The following is an 18,145-nucleotide window of genomic DNA, read 5'->3' on the forward strand; positions in this document are numbered from 1 at the left end:
TTCGACCCCGGGAATGAGAATCAGAGAAGGGCTACATCCCTCCAGTGAGCAGGCTTAGGGGCCGAACCATTTGCGAAGCTGGATTCCGGAAATTTCGGGTGTTGACGCGGGTGCGGAAAAAGCCCCGCCTTTTCAGAATGTTCTGCCCCGCCGCTCGCAATCCGATTCAACGGCTTCACGAAGTGATTCATGTGCGGGGTCGCCTTCAAGAAAGCGCGGGGCGTTCGAAGACGCAGACAGGATAGTCCCGGCGCGTTACACTGGCAGACGCAGGCAGTGTGCGTGCGACATCAGCGGCATCGGAAGGGCGCGTGACGATGGCAGAAATCGTGATCCGGAAGGCAGTGGAAACGGACGAGGCGCGGTGGCGCGAACTCTGGGCCGGTTACGTGGATTTCTATCGCGGATCCGTGCCGGAGGAGGCGACGCAGCTCACCTGGGCGCGCATTCTCGATCCGGCAAGCAACATCGACTGCCTCGTCGCCGAAAGGGACGGGCAGGTGGACGGGCTGTGCAATTACGTGTTCCACGACAGCACCTGGAGCACGCAGCCGATCTGCTACCTGCAGGACCTTTTCGTGGATCCGCGTTCGCGGGGCGGCGGGCTTGCCAGGCAGCTGATCCTCGCCTGCGAGGAAGAGGCGAAGAAGAAGGGGGCATTCCGCCTCTACTGGCAGACGCAGGAGTATAATGCGCCGGCCCGTTCGCTTTACGACACGATCGTGCCGCGTTCGTCCTTCATCGTCTATCGAAAGAACCTGTAGAAGCAGTGGGATGACGCGGATTGCCGCAAGCGGATTGGCGATGTTGCATTCGCGCCGTGACCGGCCTAGGAAAAACTGATGAACCAGAGCCTCTTTTCACATCTGCCGGAGTTTCAGCCGGGCACCGTCTGGCTGGTCGGCGCAGGTCCGGGAGATCCCGGCCTGCTGACGATGCTGGCCGTGAAGGCGCTTGGCGAAGCCGATGTCATCGTGCACGACGCGCTCGTCAACGACGACTGCCTGAAATTTGCCCGGCCGGGCGCAAAGCTTGAATTTGCCGGCAAGCGCGGGGGCAAGCCCTCTGCCAAGCAGCGCGACATCTCGCTCCGGCTGGTCGAGCTTGCCCGCCAGGGGCACCGCGTGCTGCGCCTGAAGGGTGGCGACCCCTTCGTCTTCGGCCGTGGCGGCGAAGAGGCCCTGACGCTTGTCGAGCACAATATCGGCTTCCGCGTGGTTCCCGGCATCACCGCCGGCATCGGCGGTCTTGCCTATGCCGGCATCCCGGTCACGCATCGCGAGGTCAATCATGCCGTGACCTTCCTGACCGGGCACGATTCCTCCGGGGTGATCCCGGACCGGATCGACTGGCAGGCCATCGGCCGCGGCTCCCCGGTCATCGTCATGTACATGGCGATGAAGCACATCGGGCAGATCAGCGCCAACCTGATTGCCGCCGGCCGTTCGCCGGACGAACCCGTTGCCTTCGTCTGCAATGCCGCGACGGGCAACCAGTCGGTGCTCGAGACCACGCTCGGCGACGCCGAGGATGCGGTCCGGCGTTCGGGCATCGAGCCGCCGGCCATCGTGGTCATCGGCGAGGTGGTGCGGCTGCGGCCCTCGCTCGACTGGCTGGGCGCTCTTTCCGGTCGCCGGCTCGTGTCCGATCCCTTCGATCCCCCGGCGGAGAAGGTGCCGGCATGAGCGGTCTGCTGATTGCCGCACCGTCTTCCGGTTCCGGCAAGACGACGGTAACGCTGGGATTGCTGCGGGCGCTGAGAAACCGGGGCGTTGCGCTCGCACCCGGCAAGGCCGGCCCCGACTATATCGATCCTGCCTTCCATGCCGAGGCGAGCGGTACCGCCTGCCTCAATTTCGATCCCTGGGGCATGCGCCCCGAGCTGCTTCTTGCCAATGCGACCCTGCATTCCGGCGGTGGCCGAACGCTTGTCATCGAGGCGATGATGGGGCTCTACGACAGCGCGGTCGACGGCAACGGCTCTCCGGCCGATCTTGCCGCCATTCTCGGCCTCAGCGTCATCCTCGTCGTCGATTGCCGCGGCATGTCCCATTCGGTGGCGGCCCTGGTCGGGGGCTTCGCCAACCACCGGGTCGATACGCGGATTGCCGGCGTGATCCTCAACCGGGTGAATTCCGACCGCCACGAGCGGATGCTGCGCGACGCGCTGGAGCAGATCCGCATGCCCGTGCTCGCGGTCATCCGTTCATCCAGGGAACTGGTCGTGCCGGAGCGCCATCTCGGTCTCGTCCAGGCGGGCGAACTGGGCGGGCTCGACGCCTTCATCGAGAAGGCGGCATCCGCCGTCTCCGCCAAGGCCGATTTCGACCGCATCCTGATGGCGGCGCGCCAGGTGCCGCAGCGGCCCTCGGAAGGCAACATTCCGCGTCTGGCGCCGCTCGGGCAGCGCATCGCCATTGCCCGCGATACGGCCTTCGCCTTCGTCTACGAGCACATGCTGCTCGGCTGGCGCCGGCGCGGGGCCGACATCACCTTCTTCTCGCCCCTTGCCGATGAAGCCCCGGACAGCGCCGCCGATGCGATCTACCTTCCGGGCGGCTATCCCGAACTCCATGCGGGCAAGCTCGCCTCCAACCGCCGCTTCCTCGACGGTGTTCGCCATGCGGCGGAGCGGGGCGTGCGCGTGTTCGGCGAATGCGGCGGCTACATGACGCTCGGCGACGGCATCATCGATGCCGGCGGCGAGCGCCACGCGATGCTGGGGCTCCTGCCGCTCGTCACCAGTTTCCAGAACCGCAAGCGGCATCTCGGCTACCGCTACCTGACGCCGCTGGAAGGCACGCCCTTCCAGACGCCGATGCGCGGGCACGAGTTCCATTATGCGAGCATCGTTTCCGAAGGAGAAGACGCGGGCCGGCTCTTTGCCGCAAAGGATGCCGCGGGCAACGATCTCGGCCATGTCGGTCTCGTAAAGGGCTCGGTGGCCGGCTCCTTCATGCACCTGATCGATATCGAGGGGGACGTCAGGTGGAAGCGTCGCTGAAGGCCGATGCCGCCGCGCCCGTTCCCGCGCCCATCCTCCACGGCGGCGGCGTGACGGAAGCCGCGCGTGCCTATGGCGGCACGGTTGCCGACTGGCTCGACCTGTCGACGGGCATCAATCCCAACCCGGTTGCGCTTCCCGCCATTCCGATGGATGCGTGGCACCGCTTGCCGGACCGGCATCTCGCCGATGCCGCGCGGCTGGCTGCCAGCGCCTATTATGGCGCCGTGAACTGCCTGCCGCTGCCGGCGCCGGGCACCCAGTCGGTGATCCAGCACCTGCCGAAGCTTGCCCCGCAGGGCAGGCGGGTTGCCGTGCTTTCGCCGACCTATGGAGAATATGTCCGGGTTCTCTCCGCCGCGGGGCTCGCCGTCGACCGCATCGAGACGCTCGATGCCGTCACCGCCGATCACGGCCTCGTGGTGGTCGTCAATCCCAACAATCCGACGGGACGGGTCTGGCAGAAGGCGGAGCTTGCGGCGCTTGCCGGCCGGCTTGCCGCCAACGGCGCAAGGCTGCATGTGGACGAAGCCTTTGCCGATGGCGGTGCTGCCGAAAGCATGGCCCCGGAAGCGGGCAGGGCGCAGGGGCTCACCGTCTTCCGCTCCTTCGGAAAGTTCTTCGGCCTTGCCGGACTTCGCCTCGGCTTCGTTCTGGGCTCGGAGGCGGATCTGTCGCGCTTTGCGGACTGGCTCGGGCCCTGGCCCGTATCGGGACCGGCCCTGGTGATTGCCGAGCGGCTGATGCGGAGCGACCTTTCGGGCGTCCGCGCCCGGATCGCCGAGCGGCATGAGGCGCTGTTGCGGGTGCTGGAGCGGGCGGGGCTCGCCGTCGTCGGCGGTTCGCGGCTCTTCGTCCTCGTGGATCACCCGCAGGCCGACCGGCTTCACGATCACCTCTGCCGGAATCATATCCTCGTCCGCAAGTTCGATTACAACGGACGCTGGCTGCGCTTCGGCCTCGCACCCGATGCTGCCGCCGACACGAGACTGCTGAAGGCGCTGGAGGAATTTGCCGCATGAGTTGCCGGTTTGTCGTGCTTGCGCTCGCGCTCCTGATCGATCGCATCTTCGGCGACCCGGACTGGCTGTGGCGGAAATATCCGCATCCCGTGGTGTTCTTCGGCCACGCGATTTCCTTCTTCGACCGGCGCTGGAACGACCCGGCCCTTTCCTTCGAGGCGCGGCGGCGCAACGGCGTTCTGGCGCTTGTCCTGCTGCTTGCCGGAAGCCTGCTCCTCGGCCACGTCATCCATCGCCTGCTCGCCCATTTCGGCTGGCCGGGTCTCCTCCTCGAGGCGGTGATCGCCTCGGTGCTCCTGGCGCAGAAGAGCCTCGCGGATCATGTGATGGCGGTGCGGAACGGGCTTCTGGACGATGGCCTTGCCGGCGGGCGCCGGGCGGTTTCCATGATCGTCGGCCGGGATCCCGAGACGCTCGACGAGCCGGCGGTGTGCCGGGCGGCCATCGAAAGCCTGTCGGAGAACTTTTCCGATGGCGTCGTCGCGCCGGCCTTCTGGTTCGCGATCCTCGGCCTGCCGGGGCTCATGGCCTACAAGATGCTGAACACCGCCGACAGCATGATCGGCCACAAGTCCGACCGGTACCTGGCCTTCGGCTGGGCCTCGGCCCGCACGGATGACTGGGCGAACCTCATTCCCGCGCGCCTTTCCGTGCTGCTGATTGCCGCTGCCGCATGGGTGCGGCTCGGGGCTGCTGCCGCGCGTCTTTCCGTCGGCACGGCGCTGCGGGATGCGGGGCTCCATCGTTCCCCCAATTCCGGCTGGCCGGAATGCGCCATGGCCGGCGCGCTCGGCATCCAGCTTGCCGGGCCGCGCATCTATGGCGGCGTCATGGTGAGCGAGCCGATGATGAACGGGTCCGGCCGCGCGGCGATCGGCGCTGCCGAAATCGGCGCCGCGGTCGATCTCTTCCTCACCGCCTGCTCGGTGCTGCTCGCCCTCGTCGCTGCCGGGGCGGTGCTTGCCGCTATTCTCTGACGCCGGGAGCGTGCAACCTCGGCAGGAATGCCGCGCACCCCTTTCATCGCTCCATGACGCTGCCGCAAAGTATTGAAACAACACTTTCTTAGCGCTGTGCAATCGAAGCGCGGCATTTTGTGCCCGTTTGGGGCAGATTTTCAGCGATTTTCAATAAATTCGCGCTTCCCTTGTTCCCAGGAAGAAACAACCTCACGGGGAACGGGGTATCCAACATGAAGAAGCTCTTCACCGCCATGGCCGCAATCGCCTTGTCCTGCGGGCTCTCGGGCGTTGCCGAGGCGGCGACGCTGGTCGCCAAGGTGAGCATCGCCGAACAGAAGATGGTCGTCTACAAGAACGGTTTTGAAAAATATAGTTGGCCGGTCTCCACCGCGCGGCGCGGATACTATACACCGACGGGAAATTACACGGCGAAGTGGGCTTCGAAGAATCACCGCTCGAAGAAATACGACAACGCCCCCATGCCCTATGCCATCTTCTTCAATGGCGGCTATGCGGTTCACGCGACCTTCGACCTGAAGCGTCTCGGGCGCCCTGCCTCGCATGGCTGCGTGCGGCTTCACCCCGACAATGCCGCGACCTTCTTCTCGATGGCGCTGGAAGAGGGGCTCGGCAACACGAAGATCATCATCACCCAGTAAGGCGGGGCGAAGGACCGGGTCCGGTCAGTCGTTGCCGGCAGCGCGCGAAAGCCGGTCCATGTCCGGCACCGTGACCAGACGGTTGTTCTCGATCTGGATGACGCCATCCTTGCGCAGCTTGGTCATCTGGCGGCTGACGGTCTCGATGGTCAGGCCGAGGAAATCCGCGATGTCGGCGCGCGAAAGCGGCAGTTCGTAGGTCATGCTCTCGCCCTTCTCGGGGTCGAGATGGGTGGCGATGAGGTAGAGGAAGCTTGCCACCTTTTCCTGCGCGGTCTTGCGGCCGAGGGTCAGCATCCAGTCGCGCGCCTCGTCCAGCTCCTTCAGCGCCTGGTTGTGCAGCTGGTGCTCCAGGTTGGACGATTCGGAAACGAGCCGCTCGATGATCGGCTTGGGGAAGACGCAGACCTCGGTATCGGTCGCGGCTTCTGCCGTCAGCGTGCTTTCGTGATGGAAGGGCCGGCCGATGAAATCGGGCGCGAACTGCAGCCCGACGATCTGCTGGCGGCCATCGGCCATCATCTTGGAAAGCTTGATCACACCCTTGAGGATGTTGGAGTAGGAGGCGACGCGCTCGCCCTGGCCGACGACCTCGTTGCCGGCATGAACCACCTTGCGGGTCGAATGCTTGGAAAGCTCCACCAGCTGCTGGGGCGTCAGGACACCGCAGACCCCGCCGTGGCGGGCTTCGCAGGAGCGGCATACCACCGGAACCTCCGAGTTGTGTATGTCCTTGCGCATCATGTCCATGTCAGTCCCCTGCGTCGTCAAGCCAGCTTCGCGAGCCGGCCACGTCCCCACGCTTACCACCGGTTGCCTAGTCAATTAACCGAGGCAATTCAATCGTCACGCGGGATTTGCGCCCCCGGCAATTCGCCGCATATCGAGCATTGCTGCATAAAGGTGGTACGATGCAATTTGATTGAAGTCAAAGAGCATGGCGTCCGACCAAGGTAGTGACGTCCTTATGCCGCATCGGGCAGCTGGACAGAAAGGCACCTTGCCGTGACCGAAGAGCTTTTGACGAAATATTCCGCCGCCGTTCCCCGCTACACGAGTTATCCGACCGCGCCGCATTTCGGCACGCAGATCGATGCCGGAACCTATGGCGACTGGCTTTCCGCGCTCAGCGACGGGCAGACGCTCTCGCTCTATTTCCACATTCCCTATTGCGACCGGCTGTGCTGGTTCTGTGCCTGCCACACCAAGCACACGCTGCGCTACGAGCCGATTGCCAAGTATCTGGCATCCCTGCGCCGCGAGATCGAAACCATCGGCGGCAAGGTCACCCGCGGTGCGCGCGTCACCGCGATCCACTTCGGCGGCGGCTCGCCCACCATGGTCAAGCCCGACGACCTGCGCGACCTGATGGCGCATATCCGCACCCATTTCACGCTCGATCCGAAGGCGGAGATTTCCGTGGAGATGGATCCGAACGATCTCGACGACGCCCGCTACGACGCGCTGGCCGACATCGGCATGACGCGCGCGAGCCTCGGCGTGCAGGATTTCAATCCCGTCGTGCAGAAGGCGATCAACCGCATCCAGACCTTCGAACACACCAAATCCGTGGTGGATGCGGTGCGGGCACGGGGTGTCCATTCGGTCAATTGCGACATTCTCTACGGGCTGCCCTACCAGACCATCGAATCGGTCGAGGCCACCGTGGCGCAGATCCTTTCGCTCGATCCCGACCGCGTCGCGCTGTTCGGCTACGCCCATGTGCCGTGGATGAAGAAGCACCAGACCATGATCCCCGAGGCGGCTCTTCCGGACGCCATGGAGCGCTTCCGCCAGATGAGCCGCGCTGCCGACATGCTGATCGCCGCGGGCTACGAACCCATCGGCATCGATCATTTCGCCAAGCCTGCCGATACGCTGGCGATCGCCGCGCGGGAAGGCACGCTCAGGCGCAACTTCCAGGGCTATACGGATGATGCCGCCGATGCGCTGATCGGCATGGGGGCATCCTCCATCGGCCAGCTGCCGCAGGGTTACGTGCAGAACATTCCGGCCACCGGCGAATACGAGCGGATGGTCGATGAGGGCGGGCTTGCCGCGGTGCGCGGGATTGCGCTTTCGGATGACGACCGGCTGCGCGCGGATGTGATCGAGCGGATCATGTGCAGTTTCGGCTTCCGCTTTTCCGATATCCGCAACCGCCACGGCGCGCTTGCGGAAGCGGTCATCGCCGAGGCGAAGGCCTTCGCCGCCGCCGGCCGCGACGGCCTCTGCCGGATCGAATCGGACGGCTTCTGGCTGACCGAAACGGGCAAGCCCTTTGCCCGGGTTGCAGCAGCCCGCTTCGATACCTATCTCGGCAACGGGAAGGGCCGCCATTCGGTCGCCGTCTAGGCGTTTGGCATGCTGTTTCTGTCACAGGGAAGGGTCAAAATTTCCGCAATGCGGGACGAAAGCATTGGCTTTTGGGTGATCTTTCCCTATGACGATACCTCAAATTGACATGACATGAGGTAATGGCGTGACTGCTACATTCGACAAGGTTGCCGACATCATCGCGGAAACGAGCGAAATCGATCGCGAGACGATTACGCCCGAAAGCCACACGATCGACGATCTCGGCATCGACAGCCTCGACTTCCTCGACATCGTATTCGCGATCGACAAGGAATTCGGCATCAAGATTCCGCTGGAGCAGTGGACTCAGGAAGTCAACGAAGGCAAGGTTTCCACCGAAGAATACTTCGTGCTGAAGAACCTCTGCGCCAAGATCGACGAACTGCGCGCCGCCAAGGCCTGACAGCCCGACGGAACGGAGGCCTCCATGCTCCTGGAATATTTCCAGATGATCGATCATGTGGAGGCCGTCGACCTCCGGAAGCGCGTCCTGAAGGCGCGCTCGGTCGTGCCCGAAAAAAGCCCCGTCTTCGAAGGACATTTCCCCGGGATGCCGCTGGTGCCCGGGGTTTTGCTCATTGAAACCATGGCGCAGGCCAGCGGCTTTCTGGTGCTGGCGGTCACGGATTTCGCGGCCATGCCCTTCCTGATGAGCGTCGACGGCGCCAAGATGCGCACCTTCGTGGAGCCGTCGGCCGTGCTCGACATCGAGGCGGAGCTGGAGCATGACGGATCGGGCTTCGCCGTTACCAGGGCGCGCATCACCGCGGGCGGCAAGAAGGTGTGCGATGCGCAGCTGAAGCTGCGAACCATGCCTTTCGACCAGGTGCCGCTCGCCGACATCGTCAAGAACCGGGCCCGCGAAGTGGGCCTCATGGATGCCATCCGTGCGGGAGATCCGCCGACTGGCAATTGAGGAAAGATCATGAAGAGATCCGATCAGGACGTGGTCATCACCGGCGTCGGCATCGTTACCTGCCTCGGCGTCGGCAAAGAGGCACATGTGGCGGCCCTGACGGGCGCCGAAGCGCCGCAGCCCCGCATCGAGGCGGAAAAATTCGCGCCCTATCCGGTGCACCCGCTTCCCGAGATCGACTGGTCGCAGCAGATCGCCAAGAAGGGCGACCAGCGCCAGATGGAAAACTGGCAGCGGCTGGGCGTCTTCGCCGCCGGACTGGCGCTTGACGATTCCGGCTTCAAGGACAATGCCGAGGCGGTCGGCTCCATGGACATGATCGTCGCCGCCGGCGGTGGCGAGCGCGACGTTGCGGTGGATTCCCTCATCGTCGACGAGGGCCTCAAGCGCAATGACCGCGAGCAGCTCCTCAACGAGAAGCTGACGACGGAGCTGCGCCCGACGCTGTTTCTCGCCCAGCTTTCCAACCTGATGGCCGGCAACATCTCCATCGTGCACAAGGTCACCGGGTCGTCCCGCACCTTCATGGGCGAGGAAGGTGCCGGCATTTCCGCCGTCGAGACCGCCTTTGCCCGCATCAAGGCCGGCCAGTCCACGCATACGCTGGTGGGCGGCGCCTTTTCGGCCGAACGTATCGACATCCTCCTGCTCATCGAGGCGATCCAGGGCCATTCCCGTGGCGGCTGGAAACCCTTCTGGTCGCGCGATCCCGCCGATGGCGGCGGCATGATGCTCGGCTCCGTCGGCGCATTCCTGATGCTGGAAAGCCGCGCCCATGCGCAAGCGCGCGGTGCGAAGATCTATGCGGTCATCGACGCCATCGAGGGCGATCGCGGCAGCCGCGACGAGGGCCGCCTCGAAGCCCGTCTCGGCCGTCTGCTGGAGGGGGCGAAGGCGCTTCCTGCTGACGAAACCGTGGTCTTTTCCGGCTCGACCGGCTTCCACGATCTGGCGGCGCGCGAGAAGGCGACGCTGGACACGGCAGTTCCCGGCGTGCCGGTGCGCGCCTATGGCGGTCTTTCGGGCCATGGGGTGGAAGCGCAGTTCCCGCTGGGGCTCGCCTTTGCGGCGCTCGCGCTCGGCGAGCAGGCCAAGGTTCCGCCTTTCGACCCGGCGCATGAGGCTCCCGCCGCCAAGCCGGCCCGCCATGCCATCGTCACCACTGTCGGTCATGTGCGCGGGGAGGGGGTAGCCCTTCTCTCCGCCGACGCGTGAGGAGAAGCACCATGACGTCTTCCGCTTTCACCGATCATCTCGGCCGTCCCATCGTCGCCGTCACCGGCATGGGCGTGGTCACCTCGCTCGGCCAGGGGCTCAAGGACAACTGGGCCGCCCTGACTTCCGGCACCTCCGGCATCCGCAGGATCACCCGCTTTCCGACGGACGGGCTGTCGACGCGGATTTCCGGCATGATCGACTTCATCGACATTCCCGCGCCCAATGCGGTCGAGCGCTCCTATGCCTTTGCCCGCGAGACCACCGAGGAGGCCCTGGCGCAGGCCGGTCTTTCCGGCGAGTTCGGCGGCCCGCTGTTCCTCGCCGCTCCCCCCATCGAGCCGGAATGGAGCGCCCGCTTCGATCTGGCCGACCGGGCAGGACCCTCCGAAAAGCCGAACGATGCCTATGACCGCTTTCTGGCCGTTCTCCGCGAGCGGGCCGATCCGGTCTTCCACGAGGCCGCCCTCTTCGGCGCGATCTCCGAGCGGCTGGCCGACCGTTTCGGCACCCGTGGCCTGCCGGTGACGCTGTCGACCGCCTGCGCGTCGGGCGCGACCGCGATCCAGCTCGGCGTCGAGGCGATCCGCCAGGGCCGCGCGACGCGCGCGCTCACGGTGGCGACCGATGGCTCGGTGAGTGCCGAGGCGCTCATCCGCTTCTCGCTGCTCTCGGCGCTTTCCACCCAGAACGATCCGCCGGAGAAGGCATCCAAGCCCTTCAGCAAGGATCGCGACGGCTTTGTCATCGCCGAAGGTGCCGCCACGCTGGTGCTGGAATCGCTGGAAGCCGCCGTCGCCCGCGGCGCAACCGTTCTCGGCATCATCAAGGGCTGCGGCGAAAAGGCCGATCATTTCCACCGCACCCGCTCCTCGCCCGACGGCGGTCCGGCCATCGCCACCATCCGCGCGGCGCTGGAGGATGCGGGTCTTTCGGAAGCCGGCATCGGCTACATCAATGCCCATGGCACCTCGACGCCCGAGAACGACAAGATGGAGTACAACTCCATGCGCGCGGTCTTCGGCGAGGCGCTGTCGAGCATTCCGGTGTCGTCCAACAAGTCGATGATCGGGCACACGCTGACGGCGGCCGGGGCGGTGGAGGCGGTGTTCTCCCTGCAGACCATGCTGACCGGCACGCTGCCGCCGACCATCAACTACGTGAACCCGGACCCGGCCATCGATCTCGATGTGGTGCCCAACGTCAAGCGGGATGCGCAGGTCTCCGCCGTGCTGTCGAATTCCTTCGGCTTCGGCGGGCAGAACGCAAGCCTTGTCATGACGGCGGAACCGGCATAATTCAGGCCCGAAACAAGTTCGAACCATAAGCACGCCCTTCGCGGGCGAGGGATCATCTCATGCGCGCGCTGCAACTCATCGAAGACCGCCGTCTCGAAGCCGTCGACCTGCCGGAACCGGAAGCGCCCGGCCCGGGCGAGGTCACGCTCCGGGTAAAGGCGGTCGCGCTCAACCATATCGACGTCTGGGGCTGGCGCGGCATGGCCTTCGCCAAGCGCAAGATGCCGCTTGTCATCGGGGCGGAAGCCTCCGGCGTGGTCGATGCCATCGGCCCCGGCGTGTCGAACGTGCTGCCCGGCCAGCTGGTCTCGGTCTACGGGGCCCGCACCTGCGGGCTGTGCCGCCCCTGCCGGGAAGGCCGCGACAACCTGTGCGAAAACGTCGCCGGCGTGCACGGCTTCCACCTGGATGGCTTCGCGCAGGAAAAGATCAACATTCCCGCCCGTCAGCTGGTTCCGGCACCGCCCGGCGTCGATGCCATCGGCGCGGCGCTGGCACCGGTCACCTTCGGCACCGTCGAGCACATGCTCTTCGACAATGCGAAGCTCGAGCCGGGCGAGACCATCCTCGTCCATGCCGGCGGTTCCGGCATCGGCACCGCCGCGATCCAGCTCGCGAAGAAGATCGGCTGCACCGTCATCACGACAGTCGGCTCCGACGACAAGATCGAGAAGGCGAAGGCGCTCGGCGCCGATCACGTGATCAACTACCGCACCGACCGCTTCGAGGGCGCCGTGCGCAAGATCACGAAGAAGAAGGGCGTCGACGTGGTCTTCGAACATGTGGGCAAGGACACCTGGGCCGGCTCCATGTTCTCGCTGAAGCGCGGCGGGCGTCTCGTCACCTGCGGCTCGACCTCGGGCGTCTCCACCGAAGTGAACCTGATGATGCTCTTCCAGCAGCAGCTGCGCCTGATCGGCTCCTTCGGCTGCCGCATGGAAAACATGGCCAATGCCATGCAGAAGATGGCGCGCGGGCTCGTGCATCCCGTCATCGACACCCAGGTCAGCTTCGACGAGATCGGCAAGGCGCTCGAGCGCATGGAAGGCCGCCAGATCTTCGGCAAGATCATCCTGAACATGGATTGATCCGCCGATGAAGATGTTCCTGACCCGCATCGTGCTGGCGCTCTACCATTTTCGCCAATGGCTGATCGCGCAGGTGGCGTTCGGGTTCCTGAACCTGCTGAAGCTGTTTCCCGCCGACCGGGCAATGACGGTTGCCGACGGGCTGATGCGCCGCATCGGCCCGCTCACGCGCCGGCACCGGCTGGTGCTCTACAATCTGAAGCGCGCCTTTCCCGAGAAGTCGGATGAGGAGATCACGCAGATCGCGCTCGGCAGCTGGGGCAGCCTCGGCCGCATGGTGGCGGAGTATGTCTTCCTCGACCGGCTCTTCGATTTCGATCCGGAGAGCGACCGGCCGGGCCGCATCGAGGTCTCGGGCATTCCGATCTTCCTCGACCTCAGGGACAATCCGCGGCCCTTCATCGTGTTCACGGCCCATTCCGGCTGCTTCGAGCTTCTGCCGGTGGCAGGGGCCGCCTTCGGACTTTCGGTGACGGTGCTCTTCCGGCCGCCGAACAACCCTTACATCGGGGAAAAGGTCTTCCAGTTCCGCGCCGCCCGCATGGGCAAGCTCGTGCCCTCCCATGCGGGCTCCTCCTTCGCGCTGGCGCGCACGCTGGAGGAGGGGGGCGGCGTCGGCGTCCTCGTCGACCAGAAATTCACCCGCGGCGTCGAGACGCGATTCTTCGGGCTGCCGGTGCAGACCAACCCGCTTCTCGCCAAGCTTTCCCGCCAGTTCCAGTGCGAGGTCTATCCTGCGCGCTGCGTGCGGCTTCCCGGACACCGCTACCGGCTGGAGATCGAGCCCCGGCTCGAGCTTCCCCGCAAGGCGGATGGCGGCCTCGATGTCACCGCTACGGCACAACTTCTGAATGATAAAGTCGAAAGCTGGGTTCGGGAATATCCGGAGCAGTGGCTTTGGTACCACGACCGGTGGAATATCAAGAATCACTTGTAATCACCTGATTCTTGAGGGGGCTCATGGCCCTTGTTGTACCGCTTTCGCAATTTCGAGCGGAAAATCCCCTTCTCTAAATCAACCTTCAGTGTAGCGAAGCGTGCATTTTTGCCCAAAAAAGGTGCGAATGGCTGGGTGCGCAAGGCTCCAACAAGGTTGAATAACTGTTATCTAGATGTACAATTCGTTAACACAACTAGATAAGGCCGTCCCGTAACGATTCACCGCCGGGGCGAGGGGACCTGGCTGTACCGCCTTTCATCGGGAGGGGCGGCGGTCGCTTTTCACATCTGTAACCGCGTACCGCTCGCGTCTCCGCTGGGAGAGGCAGCTGTGCGCGGTCTTACGACAGAAGGGGACTTCCGGCGCTGCGGGATCGCGCGAGGGCCGGAAGCCGTATCACCCGGAGCGGCTGGCGCCTGGCGTCGCCGCCCGCATGGACGAGCGGCCGGACCATCAGTCCGGTCGTATTGGGAGACGCGGACTTGAAAGAGCTGATCGATCTATTCTGGACTAAATATTCCCAGATCAAGAAGGCCGTGGGGGATCTGGACGAACAGTCGATCGGCATCCTCGACCGGGAAGTGGAAAGCCTCCTCGACAGCATCTTCGCCCGCGAGGCCAGCAATGCCGTCGAGATCCAGATGCAGTTCCAGCTGGCGCTCGAGCTCCTGAAGCGGGAATCGGAAGATGCCTGCTGCGTGCTGCGCCATGCGGAAAACCTGCACAAGGTCGTGGAGCGGCACATCATCCCCGGCCATGTCGGCCAGTTCACGCCCGATGACCTCGATCGCTCCGTCGCGCCGGAACGGGTGGCCGTGGACGCGGTGGTCGCCGCCGATCTCGACGTCTCGCTGCTCGAAAGCCTGTCGAATCGCGTCTCGGTCGTCGCGCCCGATTACCGTTTCGTCTTCACCAACGAGGCCAATGCCGTTGCGCTCCACCGCAAGCCGGAGGAACTGCTCGGCCGGCATGTGGGCGAGTTCATCGGGCTTCACCGATTCGTCCAGGGGCTCAAGGAACGGCTCGACCGCTGCTTCGCGGGAGAGATCGTGGATTACACCTATGCCGACCAGATGGGCGGCCGCACGGTGGTGATCCGCACGAGGCTCTCGCCCTACTATGCCAGCAATTCGGTGCTGATCGGCGCGCTGCTGGTGACCGAAGAGCTTCCGGATCGACGCCAGTCCTCCGCAGCGTAAGCAAAAAGTTTTTACCCACAGCGATATCGGGCCTCGCATTTTTTTGTGAGGCCTTATTCTTTTTGGTCACACTATAATTTTGGGGATTGATTTGCCTGCGAGGCTCTAAGCTTCACGCAGCGAAATATAAGTTCGCTAACGAAGTCAAGTCCTGCAATCCCGGGTGAATATTAATTGTTTTCACAGCGCCGTTAATTTGCGACAATAGAGCCACGACGCGGTGCTTCGCGTCGTTGAACATGAATGAAAATCATGTTACATATAGAGATGTTCTTAAATGCTCCGGACAGCGGGAGCGTTTCAGGGGTTTGCGGTCAAGCCGGGGGGCTGGTCTTGCCGCGCAGATAGAGAAGCGGAGGTGCTTTTTTTGCTGTCACGCTTGGAAGTCTTTTCCAATATCGAGTCCCAGATCGAACGGGCGATCCAGTTGGGACAAGATCACATCGTAGAGGACCTCGACCGGGAAATTGACCCGATCCTCGAGGACATTCTTCTCTACAAGGCGACCAACACGGCGGAACTACACGGTCAGCTCAAGTTCATCACGGACCTGCTCGTGCGTCGTTCCGACGATGCCGCCACGGTGGTTCGGCTTTCGGCAAAACTGTCGGAGCTGATCGCTCACTATTTCCAGGACGGAAAGCTGCGCTACGGCGCAGACGATGCCGCACGGGCGCCCGTCATGGAAATCCCGCTCGTCACGCAGGGCGACCAGCCGGCACAGGCGCCGGCTGTCGCAAGGGTCGCGGTGGTCTCGATGGACTACCGTTTCCTGTATTGCAACGCGGTGATGGCGGAGGACCTCAACCGGTCGCCGCGCACCCTCGTCGGCAGGCCCGTCTCGGAGTTCTGCGACATGTCGGTTTTCGAATCGGCCTATCGCACGCATCTCGACATGTGCTTTGCCGGGGAGTTCCGCGAGTTCGAGGCGCCGTCGCTGGCGGGGCGGTCATCCGGCCGTTTCACCATCCGGCTGACGCCGCTGCGCAACATCGAGCGCCGCATCACCGGCGCGGTCATGGTGGCGCAATCCGACATGGCGGTTCCCGCCGAAGTCGGGCACTGAAATAGGAAAACCCCGGTCATGCGCCACCGCATGCCGGGGTTTTTCGTCGAAGCGCCTGCCGTCAGGGGCGCATGTAGGTGTGCAGGTGGTCGCGCTCGAAGGCGATGTGCCTGCGCCGCGCCTCGAAGAAGCCGCGCAGCATGTAGCCGGTCGCTTCCATGTTGACGGGATCGCCGCGTCCGAGCTTCAGAAGAACCTCCATCAGTTCCTCCGCATAGCATTCGTCCTCGAAGTGCTCGTAGCGCAGCCGCTTGAGGATCGAAGCCAGCCTGTCGTCCGCCTCGCGGCCCCGTTCCAGCCACGGGAAGAACACGTCCTCCTCGTAGGCATGGGTCCGCTTCATCAGCGTGCCGAGCGCCTGGGCCGCGTAGATGCATTTCTGCCGGTTGACGCTGCCGGGCAGGCTGTCGGCGATATCCTCCAGTTCCCGGCACAGCGCGAGCTGTTCGTCCTGTGCCGCGAGCATGATGGCGAGCGACGGCTTGTCCGCCTCGGGCTGCGGTGCAGAGCCGTGCTGCCGCCTTGTGACTTCACTTCCGTGCATCGATCTGTCTCTCCCTCCGCCGGGGCGCCGGGGAGGGGCCTCGCATACGCCTCCCAGCCTGATGTCCGTTTATTCCTTGGCGGAAGCTGCTTCGCCTTGATTCAGATCAAGGCTGGGGAAGCCCTGGAATGCAAATTGTGCACACGACGCAAAAGTGGATTCGCGAGCCTTCCGCGTCGCAACCGGCCTTGCGAGTCATCAGCAAAGACGTTGGGGGATTCCAACAATGAACTACACGATAGAGACCATTCTCATTGGGGTGGGCGTGTTTCTGGCGGTGCTTGGGGCAGCATTCGCACAGGATAGCCTGTTCCAGGCGCATATGGGTGTCCTGGCGATATCGCTCGCCATCGGCTTCATCCTCATGCTCCGCCGCATCAATTTCGCGCCTGCCGGCGCCGGCACCGCTGCCCTCGTGGGCGGCGCGCCGTCCGAATCGGAATATTTCGACGAAGTCGTCCGCTATGGCGTGATCGCCACGGTGTTCTGGGGCGTCGTCGGCTTCCTGGTCGGCGTTGTCGTCGCCCTGCAACTGGCCTTTCCGGACCTCAACATCGAGCCTTACCTGAACTTCGGCCGTCTGCGTCCGCTCCATACGTCTGCTGTGATCTTCGCCTTCGGCGGCAACGCGCTGATCGCCACGTCCTTCTACGTCGTGCAGCGCACCTGCCGCGCCCGCCTGTTCGGCGGTTCGCTCGGCTGGTTCGTGTTCTGGGGCTATCAGCTGTTCATCGTCATGGCTGCCACCGGCTACGTGCTCGGCGTCACCCAGGGCCGTGAATATGCCGAGCCGGAATGGTATGTCGACCTCTGGATCACCATCGTATGGGTCGCCTACCTGCTGACCTTCCTCGGCACGATCCTGAAGCGCAAGGAACCCCACATCTACGTGGCCAACTGGTTCTACCTGTCCTTCATCGTCACCATCGCGATGCTGCACGTCGTGAACAACCTGGCGATCCCGGTCTCGTTCCTCGGTTCGAAGAGCTATTCGCTGTTCTCCGGCGTCCAGGATGCGCTCACCCAGTGGTGGTACGGCCACAACGCCGTGGGCTTCTTCCTGACCGCTGGCTTCCTCGGCATGATGTACTACTTCGTTCCGAAGCAGGCTGGCCGTCCCGTCTACTCCTACCGGCTGTCGATCATCCACTTCTGGGCGCTGATCTTCATGTACATCTGGGCAGGTCCGCACCACCTGCACTACACCGCTCTGCCGGACTGGGCACAGACCCTCGGCATGGTGTTCTCCGTGATGCTGTGGATGCCCTCCTGGGGCGGCATGATCAACGGTCTGATGACGCTCTCCGGCGCATGGGACAAGATCCGCACCGACCCGATCATCCGCATGATGATCATCGCCATCGCCTTCTACGGCATGTCGACCTTCGAAGGTCCGATGATGTCCATCAAGGCCGTCAACTCGCTCAGCCACTACACCGAATGGACCATCGGTCACGTTCACTCCGGCGCGCTCGGCTGGGTCGGCATGATCACCTTCGGCGCCGTCTACTATCTCGTGCCGAAGCTGTGGGGCCGCGAGCGGCTGTACAGCCTGCGCATGGTCAACTGGCACTTCTGGCTCGCCACCCTCGGCATCGTGATCTACGCCGCCGTCCTGTGGGTTGCCGGTATCCAGCAGGGCCTGATGTGGCGCGAATATGACAGCAACGGCTTCCTCGTCTACTCGTTCGCGGAATCGGTAAAGGCCATGTTCCCTTACTACGTCCTGCGTGCAGTCGGCGGTGCCCTCTACCTCGTTGGCGGCTTCGTCATGGCCTACAACGTCTACATGACCATCCGTGGCTACCAGCGGAACGAAGCCCCGATCGCCGGCTCCGTACCGGTCCTGCAGCCGGCTGAATGAGGAGGTGGAT

18 protein-coding genes are annotated in these 18,145 nt (G+C 64.1%); 16 read left to right on the forward strand and 2 right to left on the reverse strand.

The window, feature by feature from the left end; translation table 11 throughout:
- The first annotated feature begins 317 nt into the window (after positions 1–317).
- From GGR23_RS20565 to GGR23_RS20590, 6 genes are all read left to right on the forward strand, one after another.
- Positions 318–764 carry a GNAT family N-acetyltransferase gene (locus tag GGR23_RS20565; RefSeq protein WP_183368284.1) on the forward strand — a complete coding sequence of 149 codons (447 nt, stop codon included), beginning with the start codon at positions 318–320 and terminating at the stop codon, positions 762–764.
- A gap of 78 nt (positions 765–842) precedes the next feature.
- Complete coding sequence (gene cobA, locus GGR23_RS20570) at positions 843–1,685, forward strand: uroporphyrinogen-III C-methyltransferase (protein ID WP_183368230.1); 843 nt, start codon at positions 843–845, stop codon at positions 1,683–1,685.
- Positions 1,682–3,004, forward strand: a complete 1,323-nt coding sequence (locus GGR23_RS20575; protein WP_183368231.1) for a cobyrinic acid a,c-diamide synthase CobB — start codon at positions 1,682–1,684, stop codon at positions 3,002–3,004. Before cobA ends, GGR23_RS20575 begins: the two co-directional genes overlap by 4 nt.
- Positions 2,989–4,026, forward strand: coding sequence for a threonine-phosphate decarboxylase CobD (cobD, locus tag GGR23_RS20580; protein WP_343066710.1), 1,038 nt, complete (start codon positions 2,989–2,991; stop codon positions 4,024–4,026). Before GGR23_RS20575 ends, cobD begins: the two co-directional genes overlap by 16 nt.
- Complete coding sequence (gene cbiB, locus GGR23_RS20585) at positions 4,023–5,003, forward strand: adenosylcobinamide-phosphate synthase CbiB (protein ID WP_183368232.1); 981 nt, start codon at positions 4,023–4,025, stop codon at positions 5,001–5,003. Before cobD ends, cbiB begins: the two co-directional genes overlap by 4 nt.
- A gap of 215 nt (positions 5,004–5,218) precedes the next feature.
- Positions 5,219–5,647 (forward strand): L,D-transpeptidase, encoded by a 429-nt coding sequence (locus GGR23_RS20590; protein WP_183368233.1) that lies wholly within the window; start codon positions 5,219–5,221, stop codon positions 5,645–5,647.
- A gap of 24 nt (positions 5,648–5,671) precedes the next feature.
- On the opposite strand, the gene GGR23_RS20595 is transcribed toward GGR23_RS20590, so the two are convergent.
- Complete coding sequence (locus GGR23_RS20595; protein WP_183368234.1) at positions 5,672–6,397, reverse strand: Crp/Fnr family transcriptional regulator; 726 nt, start codon at positions 6,395–6,397, stop codon at positions 5,672–5,674.
- Between the two features lie 255 nt (positions 6,398–6,652).
- On the opposite strand from GGR23_RS20595, the gene hemN reads away from it, so the two are divergent.
- The 9 genes from hemN to GGR23_RS20640 all read left to right on the forward strand — a co-directional run bounded on the left by hemN (position 6,653) and on the right by GGR23_RS20640 (position 15,727).
- Positions 6,653–8,002 (forward strand): oxygen-independent coproporphyrinogen III oxidase, encoded by a 1,350-nt coding sequence (hemN, locus tag GGR23_RS20600; protein ID WP_183368235.1) that lies wholly within the window; start codon positions 6,653–6,655, stop codon positions 8,000–8,002.
- A 127-nt stretch (positions 8,003–8,129) separates the two neighbouring features.
- Positions 8,130–8,408, forward strand: a complete 279-nt coding sequence (locus GGR23_RS20605) for an acyl carrier protein (protein ID WP_046797252.1) — start codon at positions 8,130–8,132, stop codon at positions 8,406–8,408.
- A 24-nt stretch (positions 8,409–8,432) separates the two neighbouring features.
- Positions 8,433–8,921 (forward strand): 3-hydroxyacyl-ACP dehydratase FabZ family protein, encoded by a 489-nt coding sequence (locus tag GGR23_RS20610; protein ID WP_183368236.1) that lies wholly within the window; start codon positions 8,433–8,435, stop codon positions 8,919–8,921.
- Positions 8,922–8,930: 9 nt separating this feature from the next.
- Positions 8,931–10,136: a beta-ketoacyl-ACP synthase gene (locus GGR23_RS20615; protein ID WP_183368237.1), complete on the forward strand. Its 1,206-nt coding sequence runs from the start codon at positions 8,931–8,933 to the stop codon at positions 10,134–10,136.
- An 11-nt stretch (positions 10,137–10,147) separates the two neighbouring features.
- Positions 10,148–11,434, forward strand: coding sequence for a beta-ketoacyl-ACP synthase (locus GGR23_RS20620; protein ID WP_183368238.1), 1,287 nt, complete (start codon positions 10,148–10,150; stop codon positions 11,432–11,434).
- 59 nt (positions 11,435–11,493) lie between these two features.
- A complete protein-coding gene (locus GGR23_RS20625; protein WP_183368239.1) occupies positions 11,494–12,522 on the forward strand; it encodes a zinc-binding dehydrogenase in 1,029 nt (342 codons plus the stop codon).
- 7 nt (positions 12,523–12,529) lie between these two features.
- Positions 12,530–13,459: a lipid A biosynthesis lauroyl acyltransferase gene (locus tag GGR23_RS20630; RefSeq protein WP_183368240.1), complete on the forward strand. Its 930-nt coding sequence runs from the start codon at positions 12,530–12,532 to the stop codon at positions 13,457–13,459.
- 485 nt (positions 13,460–13,944) lie between these two features.
- Positions 13,945–14,661 carry a PAS domain-containing protein gene (locus tag GGR23_RS20635; protein ID WP_183368241.1) on the forward strand — a complete coding sequence of 239 codons (717 nt, stop codon included), beginning with the start codon at positions 13,945–13,947 and terminating at the stop codon, positions 14,659–14,661.
- 367 nt (positions 14,662–15,028) lie between these two features.
- A complete protein-coding gene (locus GGR23_RS20640; RefSeq protein ID WP_183368242.1) occupies positions 15,029–15,727 on the forward strand; it encodes a PAS domain-containing protein in 699 nt (232 codons plus the stop codon).
- 61 nt (positions 15,728–15,788) lie between these two features.
- Here GGR23_RS20640 and GGR23_RS20645 read toward each other — a convergent pair whose 3' ends face one another.
- The gene (locus tag GGR23_RS20645) at positions 15,789–16,271 is read right to left on the reverse strand and encodes a hemerythrin domain-containing protein (protein WP_246365949.1); all 483 of its coding nucleotides are present in this window, start codon (positions 16,269–16,271) and stop codon (positions 15,789–15,791) included.
- 226 nt (positions 16,272–16,497) lie between these two features.
- On the opposite strand from GGR23_RS20645, the gene ccoN reads away from it, so the two are divergent.
- Positions 16,498–18,135, forward strand: a complete 1,638-nt coding sequence (gene ccoN / locus GGR23_RS20650) for a cytochrome-c oxidase, cbb3-type subunit I (RefSeq protein ID WP_183368243.1) — start codon at positions 16,498–16,500, stop codon at positions 18,133–18,135.
- Positions 18,136–18,145 lie beyond the last annotated feature (10 nt).

This window comes from Gellertiella hungarica (assembly GCF_014197145.1).
Taxonomy (GTDB): Bacteria; Pseudomonadota; Alphaproteobacteria; order Rhizobiales; family Rhizobiaceae; genus Gellertiella; species Gellertiella hungarica.